The organism is Geobacillus thermopakistaniensis, from assembly GCF_000498995.1.
GTDB lineage: Bacteria > Bacillota > Bacilli > Bacillales > Anoxybacillaceae > Geobacillus > Geobacillus thermoleovorans.
The window spans coordinates 20,414-37,737 of record NZ_AYSF01000058.1; the positions used below are offsets into that span (position 1 = coordinate 20,414).

General features: G+C 53.9%; 14 protein-coding genes and 2 pseudogenes. 15 read left to right on the forward strand and 1 reads right to left on the reverse strand.

Going from position 1 to position 17,324, the window contains the following annotated elements; all coding sequences use genetic code 11:
• Positions 1–48 precede the first annotated feature (48 nt).
• The 15 genes and pseudogenes from T260_RS0120515 to T260_RS127130 form a co-directional block, all read left to right on the forward strand.
• Positions 49–2,652 (forward strand): annotated as a pseudogene (locus T260_RS0120515) (PolC-type DNA polymerase III); the annotation flags it as partial.
• 151 nt (positions 2,653–2,803) lie between these two features.
• Positions 2,804–4,585: pseudogene (locus T260_RS0120520) on the forward strand (PolC-type DNA polymerase III); the annotation flags it as partial.
• 244 nt (positions 4,586–4,829) lie between these two features.
• Positions 4,830–5,303: a ribosome maturation factor RimP gene (gene rimP / locus T260_RS127190; RefSeq protein ID WP_011230759.1), complete on the forward strand. Its 474-nt coding sequence runs from the start codon at positions 4,830–4,832 to the stop codon at positions 5,301–5,303.
• 24 nt (positions 5,304–5,327) lie between these two features.
• Positions 5,328–6,479 carry a transcription termination factor NusA gene (gene nusA, locus T260_RS127185; RefSeq protein WP_023634152.1) on the forward strand — a complete coding sequence of 384 codons (1,152 nt, stop codon included), beginning with the start codon at positions 5,328–5,330 and terminating at the stop codon, positions 6,477–6,479.
• A 13-nt stretch (positions 6,480–6,492) separates the two neighbouring features.
• Positions 6,493–6,783 (forward strand): RNase P modulator RnpM, encoded by a 291-nt coding sequence (gene rnpM / locus T260_RS127180; RefSeq protein WP_011230761.1) that lies wholly within the window; start codon positions 6,493–6,495, stop codon positions 6,781–6,783.
• Positions 6,773–7,081, forward strand: coding sequence for a YlxQ family RNA-binding protein (locus tag T260_RS127175; RefSeq protein ID WP_011230762.1), 309 nt, complete (start codon positions 6,773–6,775; stop codon positions 7,079–7,081). The genes rnpM and T260_RS127175 overlap by 11 nt, the downstream gene beginning before the upstream one ends.
• A 13-nt stretch (positions 7,082–7,094) precedes the next feature.
• The gene (gene infB, locus T260_RS127170) at positions 7,095–9,314 is read left to right on the forward strand and encodes a translation initiation factor IF-2 (RefSeq protein WP_013523417.1); all 2,220 of its coding nucleotides are present in this window, start codon (positions 7,095–7,097) and stop codon (positions 9,312–9,314) included.
• Positions 9,311–9,589, forward strand: coding sequence for a DUF503 domain-containing protein (locus T260_RS127165; protein WP_011230764.1), 279 nt, complete (start codon positions 9,311–9,313; stop codon positions 9,587–9,589). The genes infB and T260_RS127165 overlap by 4 nt, the downstream gene beginning before the upstream one ends.
• Before the next feature lie 15 nt (positions 9,590–9,604).
• The gene (gene rbfA, locus T260_RS127160) at positions 9,605–9,988 is read left to right on the forward strand and encodes a 30S ribosome-binding factor RbfA (RefSeq protein WP_014195477.1); all 384 of its coding nucleotides are present in this window, start codon (positions 9,605–9,607) and stop codon (positions 9,986–9,988) included.
• A 54-nt stretch (positions 9,989–10,042) separates the two neighbouring features.
• Positions 10,043–10,951 carry a tRNA pseudouridine(55) synthase TruB gene (gene truB / locus T260_RS127155; protein WP_013523418.1) on the forward strand — a complete coding sequence of 303 codons (909 nt, stop codon included), beginning with the start codon at positions 10,043–10,045 and terminating at the stop codon, positions 10,949–10,951.
• Between the two features lie 43 nt (positions 10,952–10,994).
• A complete protein-coding gene (ribF, locus tag T260_RS127150) occupies positions 10,995–11,975 on the forward strand; it encodes a bifunctional riboflavin kinase/FAD synthetase (RefSeq protein ID WP_031206507.1) in 981 nt (326 codons plus the stop codon).
• 87 nt (positions 11,976–12,062) lie between these two features.
• On the forward strand, positions 12,063–12,332 hold the full coding sequence (gene rpsO, locus T260_RS127145; protein ID WP_011230768.1) for a 30S ribosomal protein S15: 270 nt from the start codon (positions 12,063–12,065) through the stop codon (positions 12,330–12,332).
• A gap of 139 nt (positions 12,333–12,471) precedes the next feature.
• Positions 12,472–14,634, forward strand: a complete 2,163-nt coding sequence (gene pnp, locus T260_RS127140) for a polyribonucleotide nucleotidyltransferase (protein ID WP_023634153.1) — start codon at positions 12,472–12,474, stop codon at positions 14,632–14,634.
• A gap of 87 nt (positions 14,635–14,721) precedes the next feature.
• Positions 14,722–15,705, forward strand: a complete 984-nt coding sequence (locus T260_RS127135) for a polysaccharide deacetylase family protein (RefSeq protein WP_023634154.1) — start codon at positions 14,722–14,724, stop codon at positions 15,703–15,705.
• On the forward strand, positions 15,692–16,939 hold the full coding sequence (locus T260_RS127130; RefSeq protein WP_014195480.1) for a M16 family metallopeptidase: 1,248 nt from the start codon (positions 15,692–15,694) through the stop codon (positions 16,937–16,939). The genes T260_RS127135 and T260_RS127130 overlap by 14 nt, the downstream gene beginning before the upstream one ends.
• Before the next feature lie 62 nt (positions 16,940–17,001).
• On the opposite strand, the gene T260_RS127125 is transcribed toward T260_RS127130, so the two are convergent.
• Positions 17,002–17,244 (reverse strand): YlmC/YmxH family sporulation protein, encoded by a 243-nt coding sequence (locus T260_RS127125; protein WP_011230772.1) that lies wholly within the window; start codon positions 17,242–17,244, stop codon positions 17,002–17,004.
• Positions 17,245–17,324 lie beyond the last annotated feature (80 nt).

Below are 17,324 nucleotides of genomic sequence, written 5' to 3' on the forward strand. Positions count from 1 at the left end.
GTATGATATAGAAAGAGAATGATGTTGAGAGGGGAACAAACGGACGTCATGGTGACAAAAGAGCAAAAAGAGCGGTTTCTCATCCTGCTTGAGCAGTTGAAGATGACGTCGGACGAATGGATGCCGCATTTTCGTGAGGCAGCCATTCGCAAAGTCGTGATCGATAAAGAGGAGAAAAGCTGGCATTTTTATTTTCAGTTCGACAACGTGCTGCCGGTTCATGTATACAAAACGTTTGCCGATCGACTGCAGACGGCGTTCCGCCATATCGCCGCCGTCCGCCATACGATGGAGGTCGAAGCGCCGCGCGTAACTGAGGCGGATGTGCAGGCGTATTGGCCGCTTTGCCTTGCCGAGCTGCAAGAAGGCATGTCGCCGCTTGTCGATTGGCTCAGCCGGCAGACGCCCGAGCTGAAAGGAAACAAGCTGCTTGTCGTTGCCCGCCATGAAGCGGAAGCGCTGGCGATCAAACGGCGGTTCGCCAAAAAAATCGCTGATGTGTACGCTTCGTTTGGGTTCCCCCCCCTTCAGCTTGACGTCAGCGTTGAGCCGTCCAAGCAAGAAATGGAACAGTTTTTGGCGCAAAAACAGCAAGAGGACGAAGAGCGAGCGCTTGCTGTACTGACCGATTTAGCGAGGGAAGAAGAAAAGGCCGCGTCTGCGCCGCCGTCCGGTCCGCTTGTCATCGGCTATCCGATCCGCGACGAGGAGCCGGTGCGGCGGCTTGAAACGATCGTCGAAGAAGAGCGGCGCGTCGTTGTGCAAGGCTATGTATTTGACGCCGAAGTGAGCGAATTAAAAAGCGGCCGCACGCTGTTGACCATGAAAATCACAGATTACACGAACTCGATTTTAGTCAAAATGTTCTCGCGCGACAAAGAGGACGCCGAGCTCATGAGCGGCGTCAAAAAAGGCATGTGGGTGAAAGTGCGCGGCAGCGTGCAAAACGATACGTTCGTCCGTGATTTGGTCATCATCGCCAACGATTTGAACGAAATCGCCGCAAACGAACGGCAAGATACGGCGCCGGAAGGGGAAAAGAGGGTCGAGCTCCATTTGCATACCCCGATGAGCCAAATGGACGCGGTCACCTCGGTGACAAAACTCATTGAGCAAGCGAAAAAATGGGGGCATCCGGCGATCGCCGTCACCGACCATGCCGTTGTTCAGTCGTTTCCGGAGGCCTACAGCGCGGCGAAAAAACACGGCATGAAGGTCATTTACGGCCTTGAGGCGAACATCGTCGACGATGGCGTGCCGATCGCCTACAATGAAACGCACCGCCGTCTTTCGGAGGAAACGTACGTCGTCTTTGACGTCGAGACGACGGGCCTGTCGGCTGTGTACAATACGATCATTGAGCTGGCGGCGGTGAAAGTGAAAGACGGCGAGATCATCGACCGGTTCATGTCGTTTGCCAACCCTGGACATCCGTTGTCAGTGACAACGATGGAGCTGACTGGGATCACCGATGAGATGGTGAAAGGCGCCCCGAAGCCGGACGAGGTGCTAGCCCGTTTTGTTGACTGGGCCGGCGATGCGACGCTTGTTGCCCACAACGCCAGCTTTGACATCGGTTTTTTAAACGCGGGCTTCGCTCGCATGGGGCGCGGCAAAATCGCGAATCCAGTCATCGATACGCTCGAGCTGGCCCGTTTTTTATACCCGGATTTGAAAAACCATCGGCTCAATACATTGTGCAAAAAATTTGACATTGAATTGACGCAGCATCACCGCGCCATCTACGACGCGGAGGCGACCGGGCATTTGCTTATGCGGCTGTTGAAGGAAGCGGAAGAGCGCGGCATACTGTTTCATGACGAATTAAACAGCCGCACGCACAGCGAAGCGTCCTATCGGCTTGCGCGCCCGTTCCATGTGACGCTGTTGGCGCAAAACGAGACTGGATTGAAAAATTTGTTCAAGCTTGTGTCATTGTCGCACATTCAATATTTTCACCGTGTGCCGCGCATCCCGCGCTCCGTGCTCGTCAAGCACCGCGACGGCCTGCTTGTCGGCTCGGGCTGCGACAAAGGAGAGCTGTTTGACAACTTGATCCAAAAGGCGCCGGAAGAAGTCGAAGACATCGCCCGTTTTTACGATTTTCTTGAAGTGCATCCGCCGGACGTGTACAAGCCGCTCATCGAGATGGATTATGTGAAAGACGAAGAGATGATCAAAAACATCATCCGCAGCATCGTCGCCCTTGGTGAGAAGCTTGACATCCCGGTTGTCGCCACTGGCAACGTCCATTACTTGAACCCAGAAGATAAAATTTACCGGAAAATCTTAATCCATTCGCAAGGCGGGGCGAATCCGCTCAACCGCCATGAACTGCCGGATGTATATTTCCGTACGACGAATGAAATGCTTGACTGCTTCTCGTTTTTAGGGCCGGAAAAAGCGAAGGAAATCGTCGTTGACAACACGCAAAAAATCGCTTCGTTAATCGGCGATGTCAAGCCGATCAAAGATGAGCTGTATACGCCGCGCATCGAAGGGGCGGACGAGGAAATCAGGGAAATGAGCTACCGGCGGGCGAAGGAAATTTACGGCGACCCGTTGCCGAAACTTGTTGAAGAGCGGCTTGAGAAGGAGCTAAAAAGCATCATCGGCCATGGCTTTGCCGTCATTTATTTGATCTCGCACAAGCTTGTGAAAAAATTTTTCGGCTATTTTTTTGTTGATACTGCTAATAAAATGATTCATGTGTACTATTTGCACGAAGGTACATATCAACGACATGCAACATACGGACAACAAGACACGNGCGAAGGAAATTTACGGCGACCCGTTGCCGAAACTTGTTGAAGAGCGGCTTGAGAAGGAGCTAAAAAGCATCATCGGCCATGGCTTTGCCGTCATTTATTTGATCTCGCACAAGCTTGTGAAAAAATCGCTCGATGACGGCTACCTTGTCGGGTCGCGCGGATCGGTCGGCTCGTCGTTTGTCGCGACGATGACGGAAATCACCGAGGTCAATCCGCTGCCGCCGCATTACGTTTGCCCAAACTGCAAGCATTCGGAGTTCTTTAACGACGGTTCAGTCGGCTCAGGGTTTGATTTGCCGGATAAAAACTGCCCGCGATGTGGAACGAAATACAAGAAAGACGGGCACGACATCCCGTTTGAGACGTTTCTCGGCTTTAAAGGCGACAAAGTGCCGGATATCGACTTGAACTTTTCCGGCGAATACCAGCCGCGCGCCCACAACTATACGAAAGTGCTGTTTGGCGAAGACAACGTCTACCGCGCCGGGACGATTGGCACGGTCGCTGACAAAACGGCGTACGGATTTGTCAAAGCGTATGCGAGCGACCATAACTTAGAGCTGCGCGGCGCGGAAATCGACCGGCTCGCGGCTGGCTGCACCGGGGTGAAGCGGACGACCGGACAGCATCCGGGCGGCATCATCGTCGTCCCTGATTATATGGAAATTTACGATTTTACGCCGATTCAATATCCGGCCGATGACACGTCCTCTGAATGGCGGACGACCCATTTCGACTTCCATTCGATCCACGACAATTTGTTGAAGCTCGATATTCTCGGGCACGACGATCCGACGGTCATTCGCATGCTGCAAGATTTAAGCGGCATCGATCCGAAAACGATCCCGACCGACGACCCGGATGTGATGGGCATTTTCAGCAGCACCGAGCCGCTTGGCGTTACGCCGGAGCAAATCATGTGCAATGTCGGCACGATCGGCATTCCGGAGTTTGGCACGCGCTTCGTTCGACAAATGTTGGAAGAGACAAGGCCAAAAACGTTTTCCGAACTCGTGCAAATTTCCGGCTTGTCGCACGGCACCGATGTGTGGCTCGGCAACGCGCAAGAGCTCATTCAAAACGGCACGTGTACGTTATCGGAAGTCATCGGCTGCCGCGACGACATTATGGTCTATTTGATTTACCGCGGGCTCGAGCCGTCGCTCGCTTTTAAAATCATGGAATCCGTGCGCAAAGGAAAAGGCTTAACGCCGGAGTTTGAAGCAGAAATGCGCAAACATGACGTGCCGGAGTGGTACATCGATTCATGCAAAAAAATCAAGTACATGTTCCCGAAAGCGCACGCCGCCGCCTACGTGTTAATGGCGGTGCGCATCGCCTACTTTAAGGTGCACCATCCGCTTTTGTATTACGCGTCGTACTTTACGGTGCGGGCGGAGGACTTTGACCTTGACGCCATGATCAAAGGATCAGCCGCCATTCGCAAGCGGATTGAGGAAATCAACGCCAAAGGCATTCAGGCGACGGCGAAAGAAAAAAGCTTGCTCACGGTTCTTGAGGTGGCCTTAGAGATGTGCGAGCGCGGCTTTTCCTTTAAAAATATCGATTTGTACCGCTCGCAGGCGACGGAATTCGTCATTGACGGCAATTCTCTCATTCCGCCGTTCAACGCCATTCCGGGGCTTGGGACGAACGTGGCGCAGGCGATCGTGCGCGCTCGCGAGGAAGGTGAGTTTTTGTCGAAGGAGGATTTGCAACAGCGCGGCAAATTGTCGAAAACGCTGCTCGAGTATCTAGAAAGCCGCGGCTGCCTTGACTCGCTTCCAGACCATAACCAGCTGTCGCTGTTTTAGTGGAAACGCCGCCGCTGAAGGAAGCGGACAGCGCTCTTTCGCCCGAGCGGCAGTTTCCCGTTGCAATATATTTCCCAATGTGTTATAGTTTTAGTGGAATTGGCAAAGATAATGGCAAGCAGAGAGTGGGGAAACCCACTCTTTCGTCTTGAATGGGCACCCGTCTCTCGTTCATTCCCCGCCTTGTGCAGGGGATTTTCTCATTATGCCACGCATGCACGTTTGCTCGGTAAGGAGGAACACAATGAGCAAAAAGGTGACAGAAACGGTCGAACAACTCGTCACACCGATTTTGGACGAAATGGGGCTTGAACTCGTCGATATTGAATATGTGAAGGAAGGGAAAAATTGGTTTTTGCGCGTCTTCATTGACTCTGACGATGGCGTCGATATTGAACAATGCGGTGCTGTCAGCGAAAAATTGAGCGAAAAGCTGGATGAAGTCGATCCGATTCCGCATAACTATTTTTTGGAAGTATCATCGCCCGGAGCAGAGCGGCCGCTGAAAAAGGCAAAAGATTTTGCCAAGGCCATTGGGAAAAATGTATATATCAAAACGTATGAGCCCATTGAAGGAGAAAAGCAGTTTGAAGGCGAACTAACCGCTTTTGACGGAACGACCGTGACGCTGTTGGTCAAAGACCGCGGACGGCAAAAAACGGTCGCCATTCCGTATGAAAAAGTGGCAAGCGCCCGATTAGCCGTTATTTTCTTCTAATCGCAAAAGGGGGATTTTTGTTGCATGAACACGCAATTGCTTGAGGCGTTAGCCGATCTGATGCGGGAAAAAGGCATCAGCAAAGAAGTCGTGATGGAAGCGATCGAAGCGGCGATCGTTTCAGCGTATAAACGCAATTTCGGCCAGGCGCAAAACGTGCGCGTCGATCTCAATATGGACACCGGCACGATCCGCGTGTTCGCGCGCAAAGATGTCGTCGAAGAGGTGGCCGATCCGCGCCTTGAAATTTCACTTGAGGACGCGCAGCGGATCAATCCGAATTATCAAATCGGCGACGTCATCGAGCTCGAAGTGACGCCGCGCGATTTCGGGCGCATCGCCGCACAGACGGCGAAGCAAGTCGTCACCCAGCGCGTGCGCGAGGCAGAGCGGAGCATCATCTACGCCGAATTTGTCGACCGTGAAGAGGACATTATGACCGGCATCGTTCAGCGCGTCGACCCGCGCTTTGTCTACGTCAGCCTCGGCAAGGCGGAGGCGCTCCTGCCGGCAAACGAACAAATGCCGAATGAAACCTATAAGCCGCACGACCGGTTGAAAGTATACATTACGAAAGTGGAAAAAACGACAAAAGGGCCGCAAATTTTCGTCTCCCGCACCCACCCGGGACTGTTGAAACGGCTGTTTGAGCTCGAAGTGCCGGAAATTTACGACGGAACGGTCGAGATTAAATCGATCGCCCGCGAAGCCGGCGACCGTTCGAAAATTTCCGTCCACTCCGACAACCCGGAGGTCGATCCGGTCGGCGCATGCGTCGGACCGAGAGGGCAACGCGTGCAGGCCATTGTTGATGAGCTGAACGGAGAAAAAATCGATATCGTCCGCTGGTCGGCCGATCCGGTGGAGTTTGTCGCCAACGCGTTAAGCCCGGCGAAAGTGTTGCGCGTCATTGTCAACGAGGAGCAAAAGGCGACGACGGTCATCGTTCCGGACTATCAGCTGTCGCTCGCCATCGGCAAACGCGGGCAAAACGCGCGGCTGGCGGCGAAATTGACCGGCTGGAAAATTGATATTAAAAGCGAATCGGAAGCGCGGGAGATGGGCATTGATCCGCATGCGCCATCCACTTCGCTTGATTTCAGCGATGCGGCGGCCGATAATGAAAATAGCGAAGAAAACGGCCCATCGTTTGATCAATCGGCGGAAATCGAGTGAGGGGGAATGAAAAATGGCAGCGCAAAAGAAAATTCCGTTGCGCAAATGCGTCGTCACTGGAGAGATGAAGCCGAAACGGGAGATGGTGCGCATCGTCCGCTCGAAAGAGGGGGAAGTGTCGATCGACCCAACCGGCAAAAAGGCGGGGCGCGGCGCGTATATTACCCTTGATCCGGAGTGCATTTTGCAGGCGAAAAAGAAAAACATTTTGGCCCGCCATTTAAAAGCAGACATCGATGATGCGATTTATGACGAATTGCTCGCCTTGGCGGAAAAGGAGAAACAGGCCGGACATGAAGCATAACCGTTGGGCATCGCTGCTTGGATTGGCGCAGCGGGCGGGCAAAGTCGTCTCCGGCGAGGAGCTTGTCGTCAAAGAAGTGCAGCGGGGCCGGGCGCGGCTCGTCTTGCTTTCGCAAGACGCATCCGTCAACACCGAAAAAAAAGTGACGGACAAATGCACGTTTTATGGCGTCCCGCTTTGCAAAGTACCGGACCGGTATGTGCTTGGCGGCGCGATCGGCAAGGACGCCCGCGTCGTTGTCGCTGTCATCGACGAAGGGTTTGCGCGCCAATTGCAAACGATGCTCGACCGATCTTAATGGGGGTGAATGTATGTCGAAAATGCGTGTGTATGAATACGCGAAAAAACAGAACGTTCCAAGCAAGGACGTCATTCATAAATTGAAAGAAATGAACATTGAAGTGAACAACCATATGGCGATGCTGGAGGCTGATGTCGTCGAAAAACTCGACCATCAATATCGCCCGAACACCGGGAAAAAAGAAGAGAAAAAAGCGGAAAAGAAAACGGAGAAGCCGAAACGGCCGACGCCGGCGAAAGCGGCCGATTTTGCTGATGAGGAAATTTTTGACGACAGCAAAGAAGCGGCGAAAATGAAACCGGCGAAGAAAAAGGGAGCGCCAAAAGGGAAGGAAACGAAAAAAACCGAGGCGCAACAGCAAGAAAAGAAACTGCTCCAAGCGGCGAAAAAGAAAGGAAAAGGGCCGGCGAAAGGGAAAAAGCAGGCAGCACCAGCCGCAAAACAAGCGCCGCAGCCGGCGAAAAAAGAAAAAGAGCTGCCGAAAAAAATTACGTTTGAAGGCTCGCTTACCGTGGCCGAACTGGCGAAAAAGCTTGGCCGCGAACCGTCGGAAATTATTAAGAAGCTGTTTATGCTCGGCGTGATGGCGACAATCAACCAAGATTTAGACAAAGACGCCATCGAGCTCATCTGCTCAGATTACGGCGTTGAAGTCGAAGAAAAAGTGACGATCGATGAGACGAACTTTGAAGCGATCGAAATTGTCGATGCGCCGGAAGATTTGGTTGAACGGCCGCCGGTCGTGACGATCATGGGGCACGTCGACCACGGGAAAACGACGTTGCTTGATGCGATCCGCCACTCCAAAGTGACGGAGCAAGAAGCCGGCGGTATTACGCAACACATCGGTGCGTATCAAGTGACGGTCAATGACAAAAAAATTACGTTCCTCGATACGCCGGGGCATGAAGCGTTTACAACGATGCGGGCGCGCGGCGCGCAAGTGACCGATATCGTCATTCTTGTCGTTGCCGCGGATGACGGGGTGATGCCGCAGACGGTGGAAGCGATCAACCACGCCAAGGCGGCAAACGTGCCGATTATTGTCGCCATCAACAAAATCGATAAGCCGGAAGCGAACCCGGACCGCGTCATGCAAGAATTGATGGAATACAACCTCGTTCCGGAAGAATGGGGCGGCGATACGATTTTCTGCAAGTTGTCGGCGAAAACGAAAGAGGGCCTTGATCATCTTTTGGAAATGATTTTGCTTGTCAGTGAGATGGAAGAATTAAAAGCCAACCCGAACCGGCGTGCGGTCGGTACGGTGATCGAAGCGAAGCTTGATAAAGGGCGTGGCCCGGTGGCAACGCTTTTGATTCAAGCGGGAACGTTGCGTGTCGGCGATCCGATCGTCGTCGGCACAACATACGGGCGCGTGCGCGCGATGGTGAACGACAGCGGCCGGCGCGTCAAAGAGGCGACTCCGTCGATGCCAGTCGAAATTACTGGGCTGCATGAAGTGCCGCAAGCCGGCGACCGCTTCATGGTGTTTGAGGATGAGAAAAAGGCGCGGCAAATCGCGGAGGCGCGGGCGCAGCGGCAGCTGCAGGAGCAGCGAAGCGTCAAAACGCGCGTCAGCTTGGATGATTTGTTTGAACAAATTAAGCAAGGCGAAATGAAAGAGCTGAATTTGATCGTCAAAGCCGATGTTCAAGGATCGGTTGAGGCGCTTGTCGCCGCCTTGCAAAAAATCGATGTGGAAGGCGTGCGGGTGAAAATCATCCACGCGGCTGTCGGCGCCATCACCGAATCGGATATTTCGCTGGCGACGGCATCGAACGCCATCGTCATTGGATTTAACGTCCGTCCGGATGCAAACGCAAAGCGCGCCGCTGAATCGGAAAAAGTCGACATCCGCCTCCATCGCATCATTTACAATGTCATCGAGGAAATTGAAGCGGCGATGAAAGGGATGCTCGATCCGGAGTACGAAGAGAAAGTGATCGGTCAGGCGGAAGTGCGGCAAACGTTCAAAGTATCGAAAGTCGGCACGATCGCCGGTTGCTATGTCACGGACGGCAAAATCACCCGCGACAGCAAGGTGCGCCTCATTCGCCAAGGCATCGTCGTCTACGAAGGGGAAATCGATTCGCTCAAGCGGTATAAAGACGATGTGCGCGAAGTGGCGCAAGGGTATGAATGCGGGCTGACGATCAAAAACTTCAATGATATCAAAGAAGGAGATGTCATCGAAGCATACATCATGCAGGAAGTGGCCCGGGCATGATCGGCTTCGCTGCGTGCGAATGCATCATCTACAACGCCCGCTCGCTCAAGGATAAACGGGCCGTCCTGCAGCGGGTCATGACAAGAATCCGGCAAAAATATAACGTCTCTGTGGCCGAAATCGATCATCAAGACGCATGGCAACGAGCGACCATCGGCCTTGTTGCCATTACGTCCAGCCGCCGGGCGACCGAACGGGAGCTCGAGCGTGCGCTTGCTTTGATCGACTCGTTCCCTGAGCTGGAGCGGGCGGCCACATCATTCGAGTGGTTGTAACCGAGGTGATGGGTGATGAATATACGGGCAACTCGCGTTGGCGAGCAAATGAAAAAAGAGTTGAGCGACATCATCAGCCGCAGGCTGAAAGACCCGCGCATCGGCTTTGTCACGGTGACCGATGTGCGGGTCACCGGTGATTTGCAACAGGCGAAAGTGTACATCAGCGTCCTTGGCGATGACAAGCAGCAGGAAGAGACGTTGAAGGCGCTCGAGAAAGCGAAAGGGTTTATCCGTTCGGAAATCGGGCAGCGCATCCGCCTTCGCAAGACGCCGGAAATTTTCTTTGAAATCGATGAAACGATTGAATACGGCAGCCGCATCGAACAGCTGATTCGGCAAATTTCAAGCGATGACCACCCGGCGAAAGAGGCGGATGGGGAGCCGAACAATGGATAGACGAACCGTCTATCCATTTCCATTCATGATCATGGAAACGGAAAGGGTGCGTCGATGGACGGGGTATTGCTGCTGAATAAACCGAAAGGGATGACGTCTCACGACTGCGTGGCCAAAGTGCGCCGTCTGCTTGGCGTAAAAAAAGCGGGACACACCGGCACGCTTGACCCAAACGTGTCCGGTGTGCTGCCCATTTGCCTTGGCAAGGCGACGCGCATCGCCGAGTTTTTGACCGGGACGACGAAAACGTATGAAGGAAAAGTGACGCTTGGCGCCGCGACGACAACCGAAGATGCGGACGGCGACATCATCGCCGCCCGTCCGGTTGACCGGCCGATTGCGCGCGCGGAAATCGAAGCGGTGTTTGACAGCTTGACCGGAGAAATTGAGCAAACGCCGCCGATGTACTCCGCGGTGAAAGTGGGCGGCAAAAAACTGTATGAATACGCGCGCGCCGGCATCGAAGTCGAACGTCCGACGCGGCGCGTGACCATTTATGAGCTCGAACTGCTTGATGAACGTGAACAATTCTTTGGGGAAACGGTGTCATTTCGCTTTCGCGTCACGTGCAGCAAAGGCACGTACGTGCGTACGCTGGCGGTGATGATCGGCGAGCGGCTCGGCTATCCGGCGCATATGTCCGACCTCATCCGTACGGCGTCCGGGCCGTTTCGGCTTGAAGATTGCGTAACGTTTGAAGACGTTGAGCGCCGGGCGGCCGACGGGACGGCTGATGCCTTGCTCATCCCGATCGAGCGGGCGCTTTTTCATTTGCCGAAATATGAAATCAATGATAAAGTAGCAGAGAAGGTAAAAAACGGGGCGCTGCTCCGGCTTCCCGCTTTTTTAGAGAAGCTTGACGGGCCGGTCGTGCTTGTTTCGCCCGAGCGGGAAGCGCTGGCCCTGTACGTGAAGCATCCGGCGCGCCCCGGCTTGATGAAACCGCTCAAAGTGTTTCGTTAACGCCGCGGGTGCAGCGCGGAAATAAAGAAGGTAGGTCATGGACATGGAAACGCTGTTTCTTTCGCATCCCCACCGTCTCGAACGCCAGGCGCTCCCCCCGACGGTGATGGCGCTGGGCTATTTCGACGGCATCCACCTCGGCCATCAAAAAGTGATCCGCACCGCGGTCGAGATCGCCAACGAGCGTGGGTACGAAAGCGCGGTGATGACGTTTCATCCTCATCCGTCCGTTGTGCTTGGCAAACAGTCCGAGCTGCGCTCGATCACGCCGCTTGGCAAAAAGGAGCAGCTGATTGCATCACTTGGCGTCAACCGGCTGTACATCGTTGAATTTACGCCGACGTTTGCTGCGCTGTCGCCAGAAGCGTTCGTTGACCAATATTTGGACGGGTTGCACGTGAAACATGTCGTCGCCGGCTTCGATTTCACTTATGGGCGGTTCGGAAAAGGAACGATGGAGACGATGCCGATTCATGCGCGCGGCCGCTTTGGACAGACGGTCATTCCGAAGCTCGCGGTCGACGGGGAAAAAGTGAGCTCGTCCCGGGTGCGGAAACTGCTCGAAGACGGGGCGGTCGAACAGCTTCCCCGCCTGCTCGGCCGCTTTTATGAGCTTGAAGGAACGGTCGTTGCCGGGGAACGGCGCGGGCGGATGATCGGCTTTCCAACGGCGAACATCGCTTTAAACAGCGATTATGCCTTGCCGGCAGTCGGCGTCTATGCAGTCAAGGCGGTGATCGGCGGGCAAGTATATGAAGGGGTGGCGAACGTCGGCTACAAACCGACGTTCCATAAAACGCGCGAAGGATTGCCGAATATTGAGGTGCACTTATTCGAGTTTTCCGGCGATATTTATGGACAAACGATGACCATTGAGTGGCACCGCCGTCTGCGGAGCGAGCAGAAGTTTACCAGTGTCGATGAACTGACGGCGCAAATCGCCCGCGACAAGAAAGAGGCGGAGCAGTATTTCCGCTGTTTCAGCGAAAAGACTTGCATTTTGCCGGAAAAAGAGGTATTCTAATCAATGTATGCGAACCATTGCTTGGCTAGGCGAGTCACCGACGCCCGCTCGGCAATCGGGGATCTAGGACTAGGGAGGTGAACAAGGATGGCATTGACGCAGGAGCGCAAACGCGAAATCATCGAGCAGTTTAAAATCCATGAGAACGACACTGGTTCTCCGGAAGTGCAAGTTGCGATCCTGACGGAGCAAATCAACAACTTGAACGAGCATTTGCGCATTCATAAAAAAGACCATCATTCACGGCGCGGCTTGCTGAAAATGGTCGGGAAGCGCCGCAACTTATTGGCCTACTTGCGCAAGAAAGATGTGGCGCGCTACCGTGAATTGATTGAGAAACTTGGATTACGTCGATAAAAAAGCGGGAGCATTCCCGCTTTTTTGCTAGTTTATAGGCGTGATTGACACGGCGATGATAACAATGGTGCCAATTCGTCTATACTAATCATCAGCTGATCTAAATTTCATCTGTACATAGAGAGGAGTACTCGTCTGTATGGAACAAGAGAAACGCGTGTTTTCCATCGATGTGGCCGGGCGGCCGCTCATCGTCGAAACCGGCGAGCTGGCGAAACAGGCGAATGGCGCGGCGCTCGTCCGCTACGGCGATACGGTCGTGTTGAGCACAGCCACCGCGTCGCGAGAGGCGAAAAACGTTGACTTTTTCCCGCTTACCGTCAACTACGAGGAACGGTTGTATGCGGTTGGAAAAATTCCTGGCGGGTTTATTAAGCGCGAAGGTCGCCCGAGCGAGAAAGCCATTTTGGTGAGCCGTCTCATCGACCGACCGATTCGCCCGCTGTTTGCCGAAGGATTCCGCAACGAAGTGCAAGTCGTCTCGATGGTCATGAGCGTTGATCAAGACTGCGCGCCGGAAGTAGCGGCCTTAATCGGTTCGTCGGTGGCGCTGACGATTTCCGACATTCCGTTTGAAGGGCCGATCGCCGGTGTCATCGTCGGCCGCGTTGACGGCCAGTTTGTCATCAATCCGACGGTCGAGCAAATGGAAAAAAGCGATCTGCATCTTGTCGTCGCCGGCACAAAAGATGCGATCAACATGGTGGAAGCCGGGGCGGATGAGGTGCCGGAAGAAGTGATTTTGGAAGCGATCATGTTCGGCCATGAGGAAGTGAAGCGGCTCATCGCCTTCCAAGAGGAAATCGCCGCCCAAGTCGGCAAAGAAAAAATGGAAGTCGTCCTTTACGAGCCGGATCCAGCGCTGGAGGCGGAAATCCGCCAGCTTGCCGAAGCGGACATTAAGCGAGCGGTGCAAGTGCCGGAGAAACTGGCGCGCGATGCTGCCATTGAAGATGTGAAAGCTGGCGTCATCGCCAAATATGAGGCGGAAGAAGCGGATGAGGAGAAGCTCAAGCAAGTACAGGAAATTTTGCATAAACTCGTAAAAGAGGAAGTGCGCCGTTTGATCACGGTCGAGAAAATCCGTCCGGACGGGCGCAAAGTCGATGAAATCCGTCCGCTTTCATCGGCGGTCGGCGTCCTGTTTTCGGCGCGCTTTTGCGATATCATGNAGACGCAAGTGTTGAGCGTTTGTACGCTTGGGGCGCTTGGTGATGTGCAAATTTTGGACGGGCTTGACCTTGAAGAATCGAAGCGGTTTATGCACCATTACAACTTCCCGCCGTTTTCCGTCGGGGAAACCGGGCCGATGCGCGGGCCGGGGCGTCGTGAAATCGGACACGGGGCGCTTGGCGAACGGGCGCTCGAGCCGGTCGTGCCGTCGGAGCGCGAATTCCCGTATACGATCCGCCTCGTTTCCGAAGTGCTGGAGTCGAACGGCTCGACATCGCAGGCCAGCATTTGCGCCAGCACGCTGGCGATGATGGATGCTGGGGTGCCGATTAAAGCACCGGTCGCCGGCATTGCCATGGGGCTTGTGAAAAACGACGACCATTACACGATTTTGACAGACATTCAAGGCATCGAAGACCATCTTGGCGATATGGACTTTAAAGTCGCCGGCACGAGAAAAGGCGTGACGGCATTGCAAATGGACATTAAAATCAAAGGATTGACGCGCGAGATTTTGGAAGAGGCGCTCATGCAAGCGCGCAAAGGGCGGCTCGAGATTTTGGATCATATGATGCAAACGCTCAGCGAACCGCGCAAAGAGCTGTCCAAATATGCACCGAAAATTTTGATCATGCACATCAACCCGGACAAAATCCGGGAGGTGATCGGACCAAGCGGCAAGCAGATCAACAAAATCATCGACGAAACCGGCGTCAAAATCGACATCGAACAAGACGGCACGATTTTCATCTCGTCTGTGGATGAAGCGGCCAACCAAAAAGCGAAGCAAATCATCGAAGACATCGTCCGCGAAGTCGAAGTCGGCCAAGTGTACTTAGGCAAAGTGAAACGGATTGAAAAATTCGGCGCCTTCGTTGAGTTGTTCAACGGCAAAGACGGGCTTGTCCATATTTCCGAGCTCGCTGAAGGGCGGGTCGGCAAAGTCGAAGACGTCGTTTCGATTGGTGATGAAATTTTAGTGAAAGTAACGGAAATCGATAAGCAAGGGCGCGTCAACCTGTCGCGCAAAGCGGTGTTGCGCGATGCCCGCAACATTGGAGGGGAACTGCCGCGGGAATCTAGGGAAAAACGAGGAAGACGGCCGGAGCGCCATCGCATGAAGCCTTAGGAATTTGTTTCTTAAGGCTCTTTTGTTATGTTCTATCCTGTCCCCGTAAGACATATGTTGTAGTAGTAAAAAAGGAGGGGGACAAGGGTGAACAACGGAATTGCCCGCTATATGGCGCTAGCGGTCATGTTTCTTGCCGCCTGGGCGGCGGTTCATTGGCCTCCGGTTGGCGATTACATCGCGAACTGGCGGCCGATGGAAACAACCGCGATGAAAGAGCGCGACAAGCTGTACGACACGATCGTCAAACAAGCGAAGCAATATGAAATTCCCGCCCAAGATGCGGTCATCGATAAAGTATGGAAGGCGACGCCCGGCTACAACGGGCTCGCCGTCGACATTGACGCCTCCTATCAAAACATGAAGAAAACGGGGATGTTTGATGAGCGAAAACTCGTGTTCCGTCAAGTGCCCCCGCGCGTCCATTTGGACGATTTGCCGCCGGCGCCGATTTACCGCGGCCATCCTGACAAGCCGATGGTGGCGTTTGCGGTCAATGTCGCTTGGGGGGAAGAATACCTCCCCGACATGCTTGAGACGATGAAAAAATACAATGTCAAGGCGACGTTCTTTTTGGAAGGACGATGGGTAAAAAAACACCCGGAGATGGCAAAAATGATAGCAGACGCCGGCCATGAAATCGGCAACCATTCCTACAGCCATCCCGATATGAAAACGCTCGCTGTCGACAACATCCGCCGCGAGCTCGAAAAAACAAACGAAGTGATTGAGGCGGCGACATCGGTTAAATGCAAATGGTTTGCCCCGCCAAGCGGCAGCTACCGCGACGAGGTCGTCGAGGTCGCCGCGGAACTCGGCATGAAAACGATTCTATGGAGCGTCGATACAATTGATTGGCAAAAACCGTCGCCATCTGTTATAGTGAAACGGGTGACATCGAAAGTTCATCCTGGCGCCATCATTTTGATGCACCCAACGATGCCGACGGCGGCTGCACTTGACGAGCTGATCATCTCGATTAAGCAAAAAGGCTACGCCCTAGGCAGCTTGACGGCCTTATTCGATGAGAAAAGACTGGCAAACAAACAGGAGGAACATGGAGTTGATTAACAAATATACGTGCAAAAACGGTGTGCGAATCGTGCTCGAGCAAATTCCGACTGTAAGGTCGGTGGCCATCGGCATATGGATCGGGACCGGCTCGCGCAATGAAACGGAGCAAACCAATGGCATTTCCCATTTTTTAGAGCATATGTTTTTCAAGGGGACAACGACGCGCACGGCCCGGGACATTGCGGAAGCATTCGACAGCATCGGCGGGCAAGTAAACGCCTTTACATCGAAGGAGTATACGTGTTACTACGCCAAAGTGTTGGATGAACACGCGCCGCTGGCGCTTGAAATGCTCGCCGATATGTTTTTCCACTCGACATTTGTGGAGGATGAGCTGCAAAAGGAGCGCAACGTCGTGCTCGAGGAAATCAAAATGTATGAAGATACACCGGATGACATCGTCCACGATTTGCTCGGCAAAGCGTGCTATGCGGGTCATCCGCTCGGCTATCCGATTTTGGGCACGGAAGAGACGCTGCGCACGTTTACTGGCGACACGCTGCGCCAATATATGGCGGACTACTATACACCGGATCGCGTCGTCATTTCGGTCGCCGGCAACGTCGACGAACGGTTTATTGATGAGGTCGAGCGCTATTTCGGCTCGTTTGCCGCAGAGAGCAAGCCGCCTTCTTCAGGGACGCCGGCGTTTGTGCCGCAAAAGATCGCGCGCAAAAAGGACACTGAGCAGGCGCACGTATGCATCGGATTCAACGGGTTGCCGATCGGCCATCCGGACGCGTACCCGCTCCTCATCTTGAACAATATTTTAGGCGGCAGCATGAGCAGCCGGCTGTTTCAGGAAGTGCGCGAACAGCGCGGATTGGCGTATTCGGTGTTCTCGTACCATTCCGCCTACCAAGACAGCGGCCTGCTCGCCATTTACGCCGGCACAGGAAGCAGCCAGCTTGATGTGCTGTTCGAAACGATCCAGCACACCATTCGCCAGCTGAAGGAGGACGGAGTGACCGAAAAAGAGTTGCATAACAGCAAAGAGCAGATGAAAGGAAGCCTGATGCTTGGGCTCGAGAGCACGAACAGCCGGATGAGCCGCAACGGCAAAAATGAACTCCTTCTCGGCCGCCACCGCTCGCTTGATGAGATCATTGAAGAGATTGAAAGTGTCACGGTGGAAAAAGTAAACGAACTGGCGCGCACGGTTTTCACGGACGATTACGCGCTCGCCTTAATCAGCCCGGACGGCGTGCTGCCGCGCCCGCTCCGTTCATAGACCGAGCCCAAAAAAGCTAACGACCTTTCGCTAGGTTGTTAGCTTTTTCGTTTCCGCCTCTTTCACCCTTCCTCGGGGACGTCGATCATCACCATATCGGCGCCGATTTTGCGAATATATTTCCACGGCACGCGAATTTCCTGTCCGTCTTTGCGAAACCCGAACCATTTTCCCGTTGGGATGAGCAGCGCCTCGATCTGCCCCGTTTGCTCGTTGATTTCCAAATCGGTCTGCCCGAGCACCCCGAGCCGCTCGGCTCGGCTTACATCGACAATTTCTTTTCCGCTTAACTCGCTCAGCCTCATGCTGGTTTCCTCCTTTTTCGCTTCTTTACTTTATATGTAAGGAACAAAAACAGAAAAAATGACTGCCTCTTGTCAGCTTT

Coding starts and splice junctions, on each gene's coding strand:
- ribF (WP_031206507.1), top strand. CDS start 10,995: ATGGAAACGCTGTTTCTTTCGCATCCCCACCGTCTCGAACGCCAGGCG.
- truB (WP_013523418.1), top strand. CDS start 10,043: ATGGACGGGGTATTGCTGCTGAATAAACCGAAAGGGATGACGTCTCAC.
- nusA (WP_023634152.1), top strand. CDS start 5,328: ATGAACACGCAATTGCTTGAGGCGTTAGCCGATCTGATGCGGGAAAAA.
- T260_RS127175 (WP_011230762.1), top strand. CDS start 6,773: ATGAAGCATAACCGTTGGGCATCGCTGCTTGGATTGGCGCAGCGGGCG.
- rimP (WP_011230759.1), top strand. CDS start 4,830: ATGAGCAAAAAGGTGACAGAAACGGTCGAACAACTCGTCACACCGATT.
- infB (WP_013523417.1), top strand. CDS start 7,095: ATGTCGAAAATGCGTGTGTATGAATACGCGAAAAAACAGAACGTTCCA.
- T260_RS127125 (WP_011230772.1), bottom strand. CDS start 17,244: ATGAGGCTGAGCGAGTTAAGCGGAAAAGAAATTGTCGATGTAAGCCGA.
- rpsO (WP_011230768.1), top strand. CDS start 12,063: ATGGCATTGACGCAGGAGCGCAAACGCGAAATCATCGAGCAGTTTAAA.
- rbfA (WP_014195477.1), top strand. CDS start 9,605: ATGAATATACGGGCAACTCGCGTTGGCGAGCAAATGAAAAAAGAGTTG.
- T260_RS127165 (WP_011230764.1), top strand. CDS start 9,311: ATGATCGGCTTCGCTGCGTGCGAATGCATCATCTACAACGCCCGCTCG.
- T260_RS127130 (WP_014195480.1), top strand. CDS start 15,692: ATGGAGTTGATTAACAAATATACGTGCAAAAACGGTGTGCGAATCGTG.
- rnpM (WP_011230761.1), top strand. CDS start 6,493: ATGGCAGCGCAAAAGAAAATTCCGTTGCGCAAATGCGTCGTCACTGGA.